The following is a 17520-nucleotide window of genomic DNA, read 5'->3' as shown; positions in this document are numbered from 1 at the left end:
CGATTAATGAAATAGTAAATCCTAATCACTGACCATTTATCACTAATCATTAATCATTAATCGCTAATTACTATGATAAGTCCGTTAGCTTATGTAGATTCTGCCGCAAAAATCGGCAAGAATGTAACCATCCAGCCCTTTGCATTTATCGAAGGGAACGTGGAAATCGGTGATGACTGTATTATTATGTCGGGTGCAAAAATTCTGCACGGTACCCGCATGGGAAAAGGGAACAAGGTACATCACAATGCCGTTCTGGGTGCCGAACCGCAAGACTTCCATTATACGGGAGAGAGCAGTATGCTGATTATCGGTGATAATAACGACATCCGCGAGAACGTGGTTGTCAGCCGTGCTACCCATGCAGGAAGCGCTACCCGCATCGGTAATGAGAACTACCTGATGGATGGTGTACACCTCTGCCACGACGTGCAGATAGGCAACCATTGTGTACTGGGTATCAAGACTACCGTAGCCGGAGAATGTCAGATAGACGACTGCACCATTCTGAGCAGCAACGTCATTCTGCACCAATACTGCCACATTGGAAGTTGGGTACTGATTCAAGCTGGCTGCCGCATATCAAAGGATGTGCCGCCCTATATCATCATGAACGGTAATCCAGCAGAATACCACGGTATCAACGCTGCTGTGCTTCAACACAAACACCAGGTGAGTGAACGTGTATTGCGCCATATCGTAAATGCCTACCGTCTGGTATACCAGGGAAACTTCAGCGTGCAGGATGCCTTGCAGAAGATTGAAGACCAAGTACCGATGAGTGACGAGATACACAATATCATCAACTTCATCAAGAATTCCAAAGGAATCGTGAAGTAAACACCCTTCTTCGGGCACGAATCACGCAGACAATCATGGATGGACAGATTCTTTTCTGCAAGTCTGCGTAGTTCGTGCCATTTTCTATATACCTCTACAATAGTTCCTGCATAGTCTTTATCCTTTTTTAATGCACACTCATTCCAAGCAGTATGCTAAGTAAAACAAACTGTTTCCTTTAACTAAACATTTTGTTTCCTTATAGAGAACACTTTGTTTCCCTTAACAAAACAGTTCGTTCCATTATATGAAAACAAAGTGTTTTTCTATACTGAAACAAAGTGTTCTCTATGCTGGAACAAAGTGTTCAGTGTTGTGAACTAACGGATTAAGTATATAAAGGGTATTTATTATACTGTTTCTGTAGACAATGGTTTGTCTTGTCCTATAAAAGACGGGGAAAGAAGCAGGAAGCAACCGGGTACGCCCGGAAGGGTGAGGGTAAAATTTGCCCTCACTCTTTTTATTTGCCCTCACTCACCCCTGGAAGGGCGACGAATAGGGAGTTTCAGGAAAACAGTGATAGTGGTGAGGGCAGGTTGAGTAACTTTTTGTTCTACTACTACTCGAAATGCAGGGTACCGAAAAACTCCGGACAATGGAAGTTCGGCTTCTCCAGACCTATCGGATTCCATGAGAGGAAATGGGGAGTCTGGAGCTTATCGCCGCATTTATAAAAATTGGCACGGAGCGTCTTTCCATCCAACGAAGTGATGTCATGCAGGAAGAAAGCGGAATAAGGGATGACCAGAGCCACTTCCCAGGCACACTCACCTACTCTTTCGTCGAAAGCCTCACGTCCCAAAGAAGCCCAACGCTGTACTTTATCGAGCACCTCTTGCGGGGCATGCTGGCGGTTTCCACGTCCGGCACCTGCCCCGATAAGCAGCGTTCCGGCACAATTACACTCCATATTGTAGTACACTCCGTCACCGGCAGGCACAGAGAAGAACTCTACACACGCATCTTCCCAGACCGGACCGTTATCGTGTCCTGCCACTGCGCGTACACTCGCTTCCCTTACCTTGAAATGCAGCAGAATGGCATCTTCCGTATGCGCTATGCGGAACTCCACACTGGGAGCATAAGGAAAAGCAGCCCAATTCACTGTATTTACGGGCTGAAACGCCACTTTCTCTTCATCCAGAAGAGCCGGAACCGACTCTACCGGTATATTGGCCACACTTACTTTCTTTACATTCAATTCTTTCATTTTACTATTTTGGGGATTAATTGCAGACAACGGCAGCATGCAAAGAGCTGCTGCTATCGTCATCAGATACTTTTTCAGATACATGAGTCAATGAACTTTTTCATCTCCGGTGTATGTTCCTCCACGCTCTGCAACAGTTTGAACTGAGCCTTGGTACGAACAAGATTGTGCTCCGGATACTGGATTTTATAATAAGTATCACCGTTGATATAATCTGCCAGGAAGCGTACGCACTGCATGTATGGGAACAAGGCAGCCGCATAAGGCAGATTCTCAATCTCTATCGGCAACAAGAAGGATTTGCCCGATTCCAGATAACCCTTGGTAAATGCCTGGAATATTTCCATATTGAAGTTCACATTATCCAGATTCTTGTCATCTTCCAACCCCGTGTTGGCACCTGAGCGAAGGAAATCGCCATAATCGGAGAAGATGAAGCTGGGCATCACCGTATCCAGGTCGATGACACAAAGCACCGTACCGTCTTCGTCGAACATCATGTTGTTTACTTTCGTATCACAGTGGCATACCCGTTTGGGCAGTTTGCCTTCACGGTACAAGCGTTCTGCCTTACACATTTCATCAGCACGTTTTTCTATCTCATCCAGAAAATACTGCACCTCCTGCACACGTCCCGCCGCATCGGCAGCCACAGCGTCACGGAGTTGCTTCAAGCGGAACTCCATGTTGTGGAAATCGGGAATTGTCTCGCCCAATGTATCTGGAATGTCGGCAAGCATAGCCTGGAAATTACCGAAGGCAGCTCCCGCATAATAGGAATATTCCGGATTTACCGTCTCGTAAGTCTTGGCACGAGGAATAAAAGTCATGATACGCCAGTAGTTCTCACCGTCATACCAATAGGTTTTCCCTTCGGCCGTGGGGATGAAATGAAGTACTTTGCGCTCGACATCGGCCTCTCTTTTCTCTTCCAGTTTCTTACGGATATGCCTGGTCACAGCCTCGATATTGGACTGTAACATCTCTACATTCTGAAAAATGGCATGATTGATACGTTGCAGAACATAGTCCTGCGCACCGGCCTCAGCGGTGGTCACTTTGTACGTATCGTTAATCAGGCCTGAGCCTAAAGGCTTGATTTCACGAACTGTACCCTGCATTTGAAAATGAGATACAATAGATAAAAGGTCTTTCATGATAATAAATGAATTAATTTGTTTACAAAGATACGCTGATAGCCTTATACCAAAAGGCAAGTATCGTTCGGCGCGCTTCCAAAATTATACATTTATCCAAACATAACCACAAAAACCGCCTAATAAATAAGAAGTCTTGTACAAAATATACCTATATTTGTAACTGAAACCTTAAAAACTACCCGAAAAGTGCGAACGTTTATCATCCGGCTGCTTCTTGTTTCAGTAAGCATGATTGCTGCAACCCTGCAGGCGCAGAACATCACCTTCAACCATCTGACGACCGACGACGGTCTGTCACAATTCTCCGTGAACAGTCTTTACATCGATGAAAACGGTGTTTTATGGATTGGAACCCGAGAAGGCTTGAACCGTTATGACGGAGAAGACATACAAACTTACAAGCTGCAGAAGAACAACCCTTACAGCCTTTTCTGCAACACCGTGCTACGCATGGCCGGCAACCGTAACGGAAAAATCTACCTGCTCTGTACGGAAGGAGTAGCCGAGTTCAATTTCGCCACCCAAAGATTCACCACCCTGCTGCAAGGAAATGTGCACAGCATATATTACAAAGAGGCCCTTTTCATCGGAAAACAGAATGAAATCTACCGCTATAACGAGCAGACCGGAAACTTTGACCTTTATTACCAGCTTCCCGGAAAAAGTCTGGAAATCTGCTGTATGCATCTGGACAAAGGACAAATGTGGATTGGAACGACCACCAACGGAGCATACCGCCTGCAACTGGACAAGAACGAGCTGACCCACCCCATCCTGAAAGGCAACATCACCAGCATATACCAAGACAGCGAAGGCGAGTTATGGATTGGCAGCTGGAAAGAAGGGCTGCACCATGTAAAAACCGACGGAACCATCGAAATCTTTGAATACGACGCAAAGAACCCTTACAGCATCTCTTCCAACTTCGTGCGAGCCTGCTGTGAAGACAATCTGGGAAACATCTGGATTGGAACCTTCAACGGTCTGAACCGGTATGACAAAAGTACGGGACTCTTCCAGAACCACACTGCCAGTGATGCCCAGAGCGACGGACTGACACACTCTTCCATCTGGTGCATCGTAAAGGACAACCAAGGAACGCTGTGGCTAGGAACCTACTTTGGCGGCGTCAACTATTTCAACCCCGAGTACGAGATATACAGCCGCTATATGTATTCGCCCATCGAAAAGAAAGGACTGAGCAATCCGGTTGTAGGCCGCACCATCGAAGACAAGAACGGCAATCTGTGGATTGGCACCGAAGGGGGCGGACTGAACTATTACAACCGCCGTACCCGTGAATTCAAATGGTTCCGCCCGGGAAGCGGTCCCAACAGCATTTCCCATAACAACATCAAGGCTCTCTATTATGATGCCTCCAAAGACATCATCTGGATAGGAACCCATCTGGGCGGACTGAACAGACTGGACATACACTCAGGCCGATTCACACACTACCGCATGGAAGCAGACAATCCGGAAACCCTGCCTTCCGACATCATCCGCGACATCGTGCCTTATCAGCACCAGCTGGTAGTGGCCACCCAAAACGGAATCTGCCTCTTCGACCCTGCCAACGGGAAATGCCAACAACTGTTCCAGGACAGCAAAGAAGGCAAAAGAATCAAGATGGTGGCAGACATCACTTTCGACAGCAACGGTACGCTCTGGATTGCAGCCACGGGCGAAGGTGTGTTCAGCTACCGTTTCGATACCGGCAAACTGACCAACTACCGCCATGATACTGCCAACCCACACAGCATCAGCAACAACAATGTAAACAACATTACCCAAGACAGCAAAGGCAATCTGTGGTTCGCCACTTCGGGCAGCGGACTGGACTTATACCGCCCTGCCAGCAACGACTTCGAGAACTTTGACCAAGCGAAGAACGGTCTTTCCAGCAACTGCATCTACGAGACGCAGGAATCCCCCACCAGCGGCAAACTGCTGCTCATCACCAACGAAGGCTTCTCCATCTTCGACTACCGGCAGAAGGCATTCCTGAACTACAGTGCCGAAAACGGTTTCCCAATGACTGCCGTCAATGAGAATGCCCTTTGCGTGACCCGTGACGGAGAAATATTCCTGGGAGGCACGCAGGGAATGATTTCCTTCCATGAAATGGAGTTGAACTTCACGCCGAAACCCTACAAAATCATCCTCTCCCGCCTCATTGTGAACGGAACGGAAATACAAGTGGGAGATGAGACCGGTATCCTGCAGCAAGCCTTGTACTGCACCCCCGAGATTACGCTCAACGCTGACCAGTCCATGTTCAGCATAGAGTTCGCCACTTCAAACTATGTAGCCGCCAACAAAGACGACATCATCTATAAACTGGAAGGCTTCTCCAACGATTGGAACAGCACTCGTGGACTACACAACATCACTTATACCAACCTAAACGCAGGAACCTATAACTTGATTATAAAGCCCAACGGAAAAGACGAGAGCCTTTGTCCGCAAGTCCACCTGACCATACACGTGTTGCCTCCCTACTACAAGACTCCCCTTGCCTATCTTATCTACCTGATAGTGACGGGAATCCTGCTCTGGTATCTGGTGCGTACCTACAAGTCGAGAATCAAGTTGCGTGAATCACTGAAGTACGAACAGAAGCACATCCGTGACGTAGAGGCCCTAAACCAGTCAAAGCTACGTTTCTTCACCAACATTTCCCATGAATTCCGCACCCCGCTGACGCTCATCGTGGCACAAGTGGAAACGCTGATGCAACTCCAGAACTTCACGCCTGCCATATATAACAAGGTGTTGGGCATCTACAAGAACAGCATACAGCTACGGGAACTCATCACCGAGCTGCTCGACTTCCGCAAGCAGGAACAAGGGCACATGAAGATAAAGGTAAGCCCACACAACATCGTGAACTTCCTATACGAAAACTATCTGCTTTTCCTGGAATATGCCAGCGCCAAACAAATCAGCCTCTACTTCGAAAAGGAAACAGACAGCCTCGAAGTGTGGTATGACCAAAAACAGATGCAGAAAGTGATAAACAACCTGCTGTCCAACGCCGTCAAGCATACCAAGGCGGAAGACAGCATCACCCTCAGCATCAAGACCGAAGGCAGCAATGCCGTCATCCGTGTGACCGATACCGGCAGCGGCATAGATGCCCGGGAAGTGGACAAGATATTCGACCGCTTCTACCAGATAGACCCAATGGACTCTACGGATGCAAGCAAGACGGGTACGGGTATCGGCCTGGCATTGACAAAGGGTATCGTGGAGCTCCATCACGGCACCATCCGTGTGGAAAGCGAACTGGGCAAAGGCAGCAGCTTCATCGTAAACCTGCAATTGGGGAACGCACAGTTTGACGAAGAGCAAATAAATAAGAATGCAGACAGTGTGCAACAAATAGAAATTCCCAAACCGGAAAACGATGCCTTGCTCAAGGCAGAGCTGGAAGAGAATGCTCCCATCAAACGGCTCCCGGATGCAAAAATCCTGATAGTGGAAGACAACGACTCCATCCGCGACATGCTGGCAGGTATCTTCAAGCCGTTCTACGAAGTACTGACTGCGGCCGACGGAGCGGAAGGACTTACACTGGTGCGTAGCGAAATGCCCAATATCGTAGTCAGCGATGTAGTGATGCCCAACATGTCGGGAACGGAACTGTGCAAACAGATAAAGAGTGACTTCAACACCTGCCACATTCCCGTGGTACTGCTCACGGCACGTACTGCCATCGAACAGAATATCGAGGGACTGCGCATCGGTGCGGACGACTATATCACCAAGCCATTCAACACCAATCTATTGATTTCTCGTTGCAACAACCTCGTAAACTCGCGCATCCTTCTGCAGGAGAAATTCAGCAAGCAACCGCAAGCCTTTGTACAGATGCTTGCCACCAACCCCATAGACAAAGAGATTCTGGACCGCGCCATGACAGTCATCGAGCAACATCTGGACGATACGGAGTTCAACGTCAACGTCTTTGCCCGTGAAATGGCAATGGCACGCACCAATCTGTTCACCAAGCTGAAGGCTATCACCGGACAGACTCCGAATGACTTTATCCTGACCATCCGCCTGAAGAAAGGCGCTCTGATGCTGCGCAACAATCCGGAACTGAATATCACTGAAATTGCGGACCGGATAGGTTTCAGTTCTTCACGCTATTTCTCCAAATGCTTCAAGGACATTTACCATGTCAGCCCGCTGGCCTACCGCAAAGGAGAGAATGGAGGAGAGGAAAGTACGGAAGACAGTGAAGAGACATCTTAATATTGTACATCAAGCCATCGCATGATACGGTTTGTACTTTTTCTCCCTTCCCTTGTACTTCCTCATACACCCGATTCCACAAAACCTCTTACCTTTGACCTCAGAATTACAATCTAAAGTCAAAGAACTATGAAGCATTTTTCCCCCTTGTGGTCTCTGATTCCCGGTGCAGCCCTGATAGCGGGATGCGGAAGCCAACCTAAAGACAAGACTTCGGAGCACTTGCCGCAGAAGCCCAATGTAGTATATCTGATCGCTGATGACCTGGGTATCGGCGACCTGAGCTGTTACGGTGCCACCAAAGTAAGCACTCCCAACATTGACCGCCTTGCCGGACAAGGCATGCAGTTTACCAACGCTTATGCCACTTCTTCCACCAGCACCCCTTCCCGCTTCGGCCTGCTGACAGGCATGTATCCCTGGCGACAGAAGAATACCGGCATTGCTCCGGGCAATTCCGAACTCATCATCGATACCGCCTGCGTCACTATGGCCGATATGTTCAAGGAAGAAGGCTACGCCACTGCAGCAGTGGGCAAGTGGCACCTCGGCCTGGGTCCTAAAGGCGGTACAGACTTCAACCACTCCATCAAACCGAACACCCAAGACATCGGCTTTGACTATGAATACATCATCCCCGCTACCGTCGACCGCGTTCCCTGCGTCTTTGTAGAGAACGGACATGTAGTGGGCCTCGACCCCAAAGACCCTATCACGGTGAGCTACGACCACAAGGTCGGTGACTGGCCCACCGGTCTCGAAAACCCCGAACTCGTCAAGATGAAACCCAGCCAAGGGCACAATAACACCATCATCAACGGCATCCCCCGCATCGGCTGGATGACCGGCGGTAAATCCGCCCTTTGGACAGACGAAGACATTGCCGACGTGATTACAGACAAGGCCAAGAACTTCATCACAGCCCATAAAGACGAACCTTTCTTCCTTTATATGGGTACGCAAGATGTACATGTTCCCCGCGTGCCACATCCACGTTTCGCCGGCAAGAGCGGTTTGGGCGTACGTGGCGACGTCATCCTCCAGCTGGACTGGACTGTGGGTGAAATCATGCACACCCTGGACAGCCTCGGCATTGCCGACAACACTATTTTTGTATTCTGCAGTGACAACGGGCCCGTCATAGACGACGGCTATCAGGACCAGGCACACGAACTGCTGAATGGCCATACTCCCATGAAGCACTACCGCGGTGGGAAGTACAGCGCTTTCGATGCCGGTACCCGCATTCCCTTCATTGTACGCTGGCCCAATGGCATCAAGCCCGGCAAACAACAAGCCCTCTTCTCCATGATTGATGTATACGCTTCATTCGCCGCCCTGCTGAACCATCCGCTGGAAGCAGGCATCGCTCCCGACAGCCGCGACCAGCTCAACAACTTCCTGGGAACCGATACTGCCGGATGTGACTATATTGTACAACAGAATCTGGACAATACACTCTCCATTATCCAGGGAGACTGGAAATACATAGAGCCCAGCAACAAACCGGCACTGGAGTACTGGACGAAAACAGAAATGGGAAACGCCCCACAGCCTCAACTGTACAATCTTTCCATCGATCCGTCCGAAAAAGACAATGTGGCAGAAGCTCATCCGGACAAGGTAAAAGCCCTCTCCATCCTACTGAAAGAGGTGAAGGAAGCAAAGAATCAAAGCGAAAGGAGATAAAAGTACAAGAGTGTGGTTGCTCGCAAGTTTTGTACGAATTCGTACTTTTTGCGAACTATTAACTAAGGCATTTGTATATTCCATCTCCTACATTTGCGATGTGATTCAACTCTAAAGTGAGTACAAAACGAAGAAACAGCCTTTATTAATAACTAATTAAATTAATATTTATGAAACAGAAAGTAACCTTTATGCTACTTGCAATGCTCTTTTGCTGTGTACTCGGTATACACGCACAGACTGGAGGCCAAGTAAGCGGTAAAGTTGTTGACGCCATGGGAGAATTACCCGGTGTCAGCGTTGTTGTGAAAGGAACCACCAACGGAACTACTACTGACCTGGAAGGAAAGTTCACATTGGGTAACGTAAAATCCTCCGATATCCTTCAATTTTCTTTTATTGGATACAAGACCCAAGACATCAAAGTAGGTGAGCAGCGGACATTCAATATCACATTGGAAGAAGATGCCCAGGCATTGGATGAGGTGGTTGTTGTGGGATACCAGGAAGTTCGTAAGAAAGACTTGACCGGTTCTGTATCCAAAGTCAACATGAGCGACTTGCTCAAGACTCCTTCTGCGTCTTTCGACCAGACATTGGGCGGCCGTATCGCTGGTGTAAACGTAAGCTCAGGTGAAGGTATGCCTGGCGGTACGATGACCATCACCATCCGCGGTAACAACTCGCTAACACAAGACAATACCCCACTTTATATCATCGATGGTTTCCCAGTGGAAGATGCACGCGTAGCAGCTGCTATCAACCCAAACGACATCGAATCGACTGATGTATTGAAAGATGCATCGGCCACAGCCATCTATGGTGCGCGTGGTGCCAACGGTGTCATTATCATCACCACCAAGCAGGGAAAAGTAGGTAAACCACAACTCAGCTATGACGGCAGCTTCGGTATCTCCACCGTTACTAAAAAGCTGGACATGATGGATGCTTATGATTACGTGAAACTACAACTCGAAGTAGATCCTACCCGTGCCACTGAAAAATACCTTCCGCTATACGAGGGACATCAATGGACGCTGGACGACTACCAAGGCATTGCCCAAAACAACTATCAAGACGAAATTTTCCGCACTGCATGGCAGCAAAACCATAATGTTCGTCTGTCCGGCGGTTCGGAAGGTATACGCTACAATGCATCCCTTTCTTATTACGACCAAGATGGTATCCTGCTCAACTCCAATTACGAGCGTCTGCAAAGCCGTCTGAATACTTTGGTAAAACGCGGTAAGCTGACCATAAACTTCAATTCCAACTTCTCTCGTTCCATCCAGAGTGGCTCATCTCCTTCTTCAAGTTCTTACTCCGGCATGAATAACCTCTTCTATAGTGTATGGGGGTATCGTCCGGTTAACTACCCCGGTAAGTCTCTTGACTCTCTGCTGAATGATCTTGTGGACGATGACATAGATGCATCGAACGACTACCGTTTCAACCCCATCGCCGACCTGAAGAACGCTTACCGCAAGTACTACGTCAACAATCTTCAGCTAAATGGCTACGTAGAATATGAGTTTATCAAGGGGCTGAAACTGAAAGTGTCCGGTGGATGGACTTATGACAACCGCCATTCAGATACCTTCAACAATTCCAAGACCCGTTACGGTGGTCCTACATCTACCGACAAAGTGAATGCAGAAGTAGTGCGCCAGCAACGTTTGACGTGGTTGAATGAAAACATCCTGACCTATCAGACTAACTTCAAAAGCAAGCACTTCCTGAATGCATTGCTCGGTGTGACATTACAGAACTCTGACTATGAATATTACTCATTACGCATGAAGCAGATTCCCAACGAATCACTAGGTATGGCAGGCATGAGCCAAGGTACTTTTGACAAGAGTACTTCCACGTTGTCTTCCTGGTCTATGCTGTCTTATCTGGGACGTGTGAACTACAACTATAAATCCAAATATTATGCCACTGCTTCATTCCGTGCCGACGGTTCCTCTAAATTCAGTAAGAAAAACCGTTACGGCTACTTCCCCTCAGGCTCACTGGCATGGAGCTTCTCCGAAGAAGAATTCATGAAGGACTACAAGAAATGGCTTTCAAGTGGTAAGCTTCGCCTGAGCTGGGGGCTTACGGGTAACAACCGTATCGGTGAATACGACTACCTTGCCTTGCTGGACATGATTAAAAGCCATGCCACTACCAGCATGAATAACACAGTATATCCTTTTGACGGCAATAACGCCAACGTCGGTGTAGCCCCCATCTCTCTACCCAATGAGGACTTAAAATGGGAAACCACCGAACAGTGGAACTTGGGTCTTGACCTGGGATTCTTTGACGAACGTATCAGCTTTACTGCCGACCTCTATCGCAAAACTACGCGCGACTTGTTGCTGGATGCCACTCTTCCTTACTCTTCGGGTTATCTGACAGCCATGAAAAACATCGGTAAGGTGCGCAATGACGGTATTGAATTGACTTTGAACACAGTGAATATAGACAATAAAGACTTCAAATGGAGCAGCAACTTCAATATCTCCTTTAACAAGAACAAAGTGTTGGAACTCGCTGAAAACCAAACCAGTTTATTGAGCACTGCCACTTTTGATCAGAACTTTAACAGCCAGCCCAACTACATTGCTAAGATAGGCCAACCGATGGGTATGATTTACGGCTATATCTACGAAGGCACTTACAAGTACGATGACTTTGACAAAAGCGGTAGCAGTTATACGCTGAAAGGTAACATTCCCCACTACGTGAGCGAAAGCAATACACAGCCCGGTATGCCAAAGTACAAAGACTTGAACGGTGACGGCATCATCGACACTAACGACCGTACCATGATAGGACGCGGTCTGCCCATCCATACCGGAGGTTTCACCAACAACTTCGAATATAAAGGCTTTGACTTAAGCGTATTTTTCCAATGGAGCTATGGCAATGACGTTCTGAATGCCAACCGTCTGTTCTTCGATAGCGGTTTCCAAAAGAAACGTGAGCTGAACCAATATGCCAGCTATACCAACCGCTGGACACCGGAAAACCCGAACAGTGATATTCCGGCAGCCACCAACTCAAGTTCTAACCTCGTGATTTCTTCACGTGTAGTAGAAGATGCCTCATTCCTGCGACTGAAAACTGTAACATTGGGCTATACCGTACCAAAAACTTTCCTGAAGAAGTATAAGATTGATAATGCACGCCTTTATGTAGCTGCACAAAATCTTTGGACCATCACCGGATACTCCGGGTACGACCCTGAAGTATCTATCCGTAGCGGAGGTCTGACTCCGGGACTCGACTTCTCGTCTTACCCACGTGCACTCTCCGTAAGTTTCGGTATCAATTTAGGTTTCTAATCCCATTAAAGCACTGAAATATAATATGAAAACAATAAAAACAATAATACTATCTTTGACTTGTCTGGCTATGGTCTCCTGCGATTTTCTGGACAAAGAACCTACTAAGCTGACTCCCGACAATTACTTTAATAATGCGGATGAAGCTCTCTCATTCCTGACCTCTGTATACGCCCCACTGACCTCACAGAACTTCTACGGAAACGAATACATGTTCATGACGGGTGCTGATGACTTGTCCCATTATGGTGGTGGTCGCAATCCGCAAACCAGCGGTGCGATTGCCTGTAACAATGCCAATTCAAGTTCACCGCAATTCAGCAATCTTTGGCAAACACTCTATACGGGTATCGACCGTGCCAATACGTTTCTTGAGAATATTGACAAAAGCAAAGACATATCCGACAAATTGCTCCTGCAGTACACAGCAGAAGCACGTTTCATGCGCGCTTACTACTACTTCACACTGGTACAAGGCTGGGGAGACGTTCCCTTCAAGACAACTTCCACCAGTAGTGTAACGGGACTTGACATTCCCCGTACAGACAAGCAGACTATCTATGATTTCATCACCACCGAAATGTCTGAATGCGCTGAGGGTCTTGCTACAGCCGCAGAACTAGGCTACAAGCCGGGACATGTTTCACGCTCTGCAGCATGGGGTATTCTGGCACGTGTCTATTTATTCCGTGCCGGCGAGCATTTCCGAGACAATGCCAACGGAGACGCTACAGCCATTCAAAATTATTTCAAGCAAGCCAGCACCTATGCCCAAAAAGTAATGGGCGAAGGACATGGCTTAGCAGCCAACTACTGGGATGTATTCATCGACCTTTGTTCTAACCAATACAATACTACAGCCAATGAAAGTATCTGGGAGGCAGAGTTTGCCGGAGACTATACTTCCGAAGTCAGAGCAGAAGGACGTATCGGAAACCTGATAGGCATCAAATGTCCTGACGAATCCAACGATCAATCTTTAATAGACGCTAAAGATCCCGGATTTGGCTACGCATACTTCTGGTCAACTCCGAAACTATATGAACTCTACAAGGATAATGGAGACATCAACCGTATGAACTGGAATATTGCGCCATTCGAATACGTGGAGGCCGTAAGCAAGAAAGGCGTTACAGGACGCCAATTCGAGTACGGTAAGCTGGAAGAAGTGAAAAACCAATATTGGGATGTGTCTTACAGCTATGGCGAAGGTGATTCTTCCAAGAAAACGGGAGATTACGAGAAAACCGAAGCCGACTCAGAAAAGAACTACTCACGTGCTTGCGGAAAATACCGCAGAGAATATGAGGCATACGGCACCAAAAAGAACAAGAACTACACTTCACTCAACTTCCCATTGTTACGCTATTCGGACGTATTACTGATGGTGGCCGAAGCAGAGAATGAAATTAGCTCCTCTCCCACTACACTGGCTTACAAATGTTTGAACGACGTGCGTAATCGTGCCGGCATCGCTCCCTATGAAGAAGGAAGCCTCAGCAAAGAAGCCTTCCGTCAGGCAGTGAAAGATGAACGTGCTATGGAACTCTGCTTTGAACATACCCGCCGCTACGACCTTATCCGCTGGGGTGAATATGTGAAAAACATGAATGAATTAGCTCCCCGTGCCCTTCAAGGCGCCAATGCCAACTGGGCTACGGGACCTAGCTACAGCGTCTATACCTTCTTCCAGATAACAGACGCTTACAATTACTTCCCCATACCGGACAGTGAAATGTCAGTAAACAAAGCCATCACCCAGAATAATCCTGGTTGGTAATCGAATGAGTAAAACAAAGATAATCGTTCCAAATAAATAAATCATATCATGAAACTAAATAAACTATTGATAGCTATCAGCATTGCAAGTTTCACTTTTGCCTCCTGCGAAAGCGAATTCACTAAAGATGCAGAACTGGATGTAAATGTGGCAACCGGAAACGGTATCAGTTTCGACGGTCAGACCATCACCGTAAAAAACGGAACTCCGGTGGAGTTTCATTTCAAGGGTGACCCGGACTTCCTCACTTTTTACAGCGGTGAAGCCGGAAAAGAATATAAATACAGAGAACGTACTACAGTAGACGAAAGTGAGGTGGAAACTTCAACTTTGAAATTCAAGCTGACCCCACAATATGGAAATCCAGCAAACATACTCACCATGTATGTATCCTCCGACTTTCCCGGCATAGAAAAAGGGAACTTTGAAGCCGACTCCGTACTGGTGGAGCAACACGCTTGGGAAACATTGATCCCGGCTTCCGATTTCCCTACTGCAACCAAAGCACAAGACTTTGCCATAGACATGAAGCCCTATTTGGGCAAACGTATTGCCATAGCCATCTGCTATCGCGGTCAAACCAACAGTGTGGCACAAACGAGATTTACTTTTAGCAACATGCAGATATTGAACCAAATGTCCAAGGGACAAGAGACGACTTTCACCGCCGGATCTTTCGGCTTCACCCCTATCAATATGTTGCACCGTCATAACCTGAGCGACCAGAAGAGTATGACTTCCAACCGTGCCTATGGCACAGTCACCAACAACACTTCCGGCATCTGGAACTTCAAGGACATGAACGCTTTCTTCATTCATAGTTCCAACGCCAATACTGAATTAAAATATAGCTGGCTGGTTTCCAATCTGTTTGTTGTCAACGCATGTTCCCCCGACGCAGGCACCGGATTGAAGAACGTTACCCAAAGTCTTGACTCTTATCAATATACCTACAAGACTCCCGGTACCTACACAGCCACCTTTGTAGCCACCAATGGAAACTACAAACAAGAATCTTCCGTGGTACGTGAATATAAAGTGATGGTAACCGAATAATGAAATAAAAACGTTCTATCAACACAAAACTTCTAACCTTAAGTATTTTTATAGACCTTAATCAATTAACTTTGTCAGGGAGGAACCGCGAGGCTCTTCCCTGATTCATAAATCCCCTAATATAACAAAGAATATCAACATGAAAACCCATAACATCAAACTCATTGCAGCAATTGCCTTGTGCATTACATTGACAGGTATTCGTGCCCATGCCTCCGACTTCAAGACCATCTACAACCGGATGTACGAAAAGTACCTCGACCGGAACCCATCGAAAGAAACTATTGGCGGACTGATGAAATCCCTCTCACCAGAAGGAGCATTCGTCACCCTCAACTATCGCGCTACCGATGGTTCCCCACGCAAGCATGTACAAAACCTCATCACCCTGGCCTGCGCCTACCAACATCCAGAGAACACATTCTACCATGACAAAACGCTGAAAGAGTCTTATCTTAAAGCGCTCCGCTTCTGGATAGACACCAACCATCAAGCCAAAAACTGGTGGTATCGTTACATTCCCTATCCCAAAGAACTATCTACCAGCGTAGTGCTGATGAGCCGCGAAATCAATGAAAATCCAGAACTTTTTGACAAGACCATCAAATACCTACGCTGGAGCTACGAGAATGCCGCCCCCTCACACATGACAGGAGCCAACGGCGCCGACATCATCATGGGGTCATTTGCCGCCAGCATCCTGACCGAGAACGAAAGCCAGATGGAAGACTTCAAAGAACGGATGACGCAACTGCTCACCATACAACCCTCCGAAGGCATACAACCTGACTATCTCTTCGGGCAACATTGCGGTCATGGACGGCAACTTTACTTCACCAGCTACGGCAAAGAATTCGTTAACTCCACCCTCGCTTATCTGGAACTCTGCAAGGATACCCGTTTCCAAAGCCCCGGACTGGAATTATTGCAACGCCTCTTCACCGACGGCGTACAATGGATATTCTACAACAAGCAGCATGACCCCAACAATGCAGGACGCTTTATCAGCAGCAACCAATACTCCTCTGCCATAAAAGTTCTGGCCGAAAGAATCTGCAAGTTGAGCAACTCCGATGCACGCAACAACATGAAGCAAGCACTGCAACACATCGGTGGAGACAACAGCCTGACGGGTAACCGCATGTTCTGGCGTTTCGACTACATGGTACACCGCCGCAACAATTATATGACCAGTTCACGCATGACCTCCACCCGTACCGTAGGCAACGAGGCCGGCAACGGTGATGGTGAGTTCAACTATTATGCCTCCAACGGAGTAAATTATCTTTTTGTCACCGGACACGAGTATGACGGCAATTTCTTTAAGATATTCAACAACCGCCAATATCCCGGCATTACTGCCGAACAAGACAATGCCCCCCTTCCCATTCCCGATTGGGGTGAAGGCGGCAATAACGGAAACTGTTTTGCCGGAGGTGTCAGCGACAGTCTTTATGGAACCTGCGGCATGATTTTAGACCGCCGCGGATTACAAGCTCACAAAGCCTGGTTCTATTTCGATGAAGAATTTGTATGCCTTGGGGCAGGCATCTGCAACGCCAAAGGAAAAGCCGAAGTATTCACCACTCTCAACCAATGTAACCGCAACGGGAAGGTACAGTACATGACAAATGGGAAAAAACAGACTCTGAAGAACGGCTCCATACAGACCGTTGCAGACTGGATACTCCACGGACAGACCGCCTACTTCAATCTGCTGCCCCAAACCGAGTACAAAATAACTTGTGATACGGCACTGTTCAGTTTGAACGCCAATCACGGCATCCGCCCGCAGCAAGGGAAATACGCCTACGTGGTACACCCAAGCATCCCTAGCACATCCGCTGCCGATAAATATGCTGCAAAGCTGCCGATAAAAGTACTTGCCAATACGGAAAAAATACAAGCTGTACGTCATGAAAAATTAAGAATAACAGAAATCATCTTCTATCAACCAGGGGAACTGAAACTTGAAAATGGTGACATCCTTGCGACAGATACCCCTTGTGCCCTTTTGTGGAAGGAAAAAGAAAAAAGAATACATATCGCAAATCCACGTTGTGAATCGGAAAATCCTGAAAAAGCAACAATAACACTGATTCAAAACGGACAATCCAAACAAATATTGCTTGAAATGCCGCAAAAAGAAGAAGCCGGAAAAAGTAGCACAGCTTCCTACTAGAAAGA

The 17520-nt window shown here is 47.4% G+C and carries 9 protein-coding genes; 7 read left to right on the top strand and 2 right to left on the bottom strand.

What is annotated here, in order from left to right; genetic code table 11:
* Positions 1 to 72: 72 nt before the first annotated feature.
* Positions 73 to 840, top strand: a complete 768-nt coding sequence (gene lpxA, locus ITJ87_RS04790; protein ID WP_117680839.1) for an acyl-ACP--UDP-N-acetylglucosamine O-acyltransferase — start codon at positions 73 to 75, stop codon at positions 838 to 840.
* A gap of 562 nt (positions 841 to 1402) precedes the next feature.
* On the opposite strand, the gene ITJ87_RS04785 is transcribed toward lpxA, so the two are convergent.
* Together ITJ87_RS04785 and ITJ87_RS04780 are read right to left on the bottom strand one after the other, a co-directional pair.
* A complete protein-coding gene (locus ITJ87_RS04785; protein ID WP_117599835.1) occupies positions 1403 to 2137 on the bottom strand; it encodes a carbohydrate-binding family 9-like protein in 735 nt (244 codons plus the stop codon).
* Positions 2128 to 3210 (bottom strand): phosphotransferase enzyme family protein, encoded by a 1083-nt coding sequence (locus ITJ87_RS04780; protein ID WP_117599836.1) that lies wholly within the window; start codon positions 3208 to 3210, stop codon positions 2128 to 2130. The genes ITJ87_RS04785 and ITJ87_RS04780 overlap by 10 nt, the downstream gene beginning before the upstream one ends.
* 189 nt (positions 3211 to 3399) lie before the next feature.
* On the opposite strand from ITJ87_RS04780, the gene ITJ87_RS04775 reads away from it, so the two are divergent.
* The 6 genes from ITJ87_RS04775 to ITJ87_RS04750 all read left to right on the top strand — a co-directional run bounded on the left by ITJ87_RS04775 (position 3400) and on the right by ITJ87_RS04750 (position 17515).
* A complete protein-coding gene (locus ITJ87_RS04775; RefSeq protein WP_117599837.1) occupies positions 3400 to 7473 on the top strand; it encodes a hybrid sensor histidine kinase/response regulator transcription factor in 4074 nt (1357 codons plus the stop codon).
* 129 nt (positions 7474 to 7602) lie between these two features.
* Positions 7603 to 9162 (top strand): arylsulfatase, encoded by a 1560-nt coding sequence (locus tag ITJ87_RS04770; RefSeq protein ID WP_117964297.1) that lies wholly within the window; start codon positions 7603 to 7605, stop codon positions 9160 to 9162.
* A gap of 191 nt (positions 9163 to 9353) precedes the next feature.
* Positions 9354 to 12497 (top strand): TonB-dependent receptor, encoded by a 3144-nt coding sequence (locus tag ITJ87_RS04765; protein WP_227186469.1) that lies wholly within the window; start codon positions 9354 to 9356, stop codon positions 12495 to 12497.
* A gap of 25 nt (positions 12498 to 12522) precedes the next feature.
* Positions 12523 to 14277, top strand: a complete 1755-nt coding sequence (locus tag ITJ87_RS04760) for a RagB/SusD family nutrient uptake outer membrane protein (RefSeq protein WP_117599840.1) — start codon at positions 12523 to 12525, stop codon at positions 14275 to 14277.
* 48 nt (positions 14278 to 14325) lie between these two features.
* Positions 14326 to 15333 (top strand): DUF5017 domain-containing protein, encoded by a 1008-nt coding sequence (locus ITJ87_RS04755; RefSeq protein WP_117599841.1) that lies wholly within the window; start codon positions 14326 to 14328, stop codon positions 15331 to 15333.
* A gap of 139 nt (positions 15334 to 15472) precedes the next feature.
* Positions 15473 to 17515, top strand: a complete 2043-nt coding sequence (locus ITJ87_RS04750) for a polysaccharide lyase family 8 super-sandwich domain-containing protein (protein ID WP_117964299.1) — start codon at positions 15473 to 15475, stop codon at positions 17513 to 17515.
* Positions 17516 to 17520: the final 5 nt, after the last annotated feature.

It is taken from the genome of Bacteroides sp. HF-162, assembly GCF_015679285.1.
In the GTDB taxonomy this organism is placed as follows: domain Bacteria; phylum Bacteroidota; class Bacteroidia; order Bacteroidales; family Bacteroidaceae; genus Bacteroides; species Bacteroides uniformis.
The sequence above is the reverse complement of the archived record's forward strand: the minus strand, read 5'-3'. Positions and strand labels throughout refer to the sequence as shown.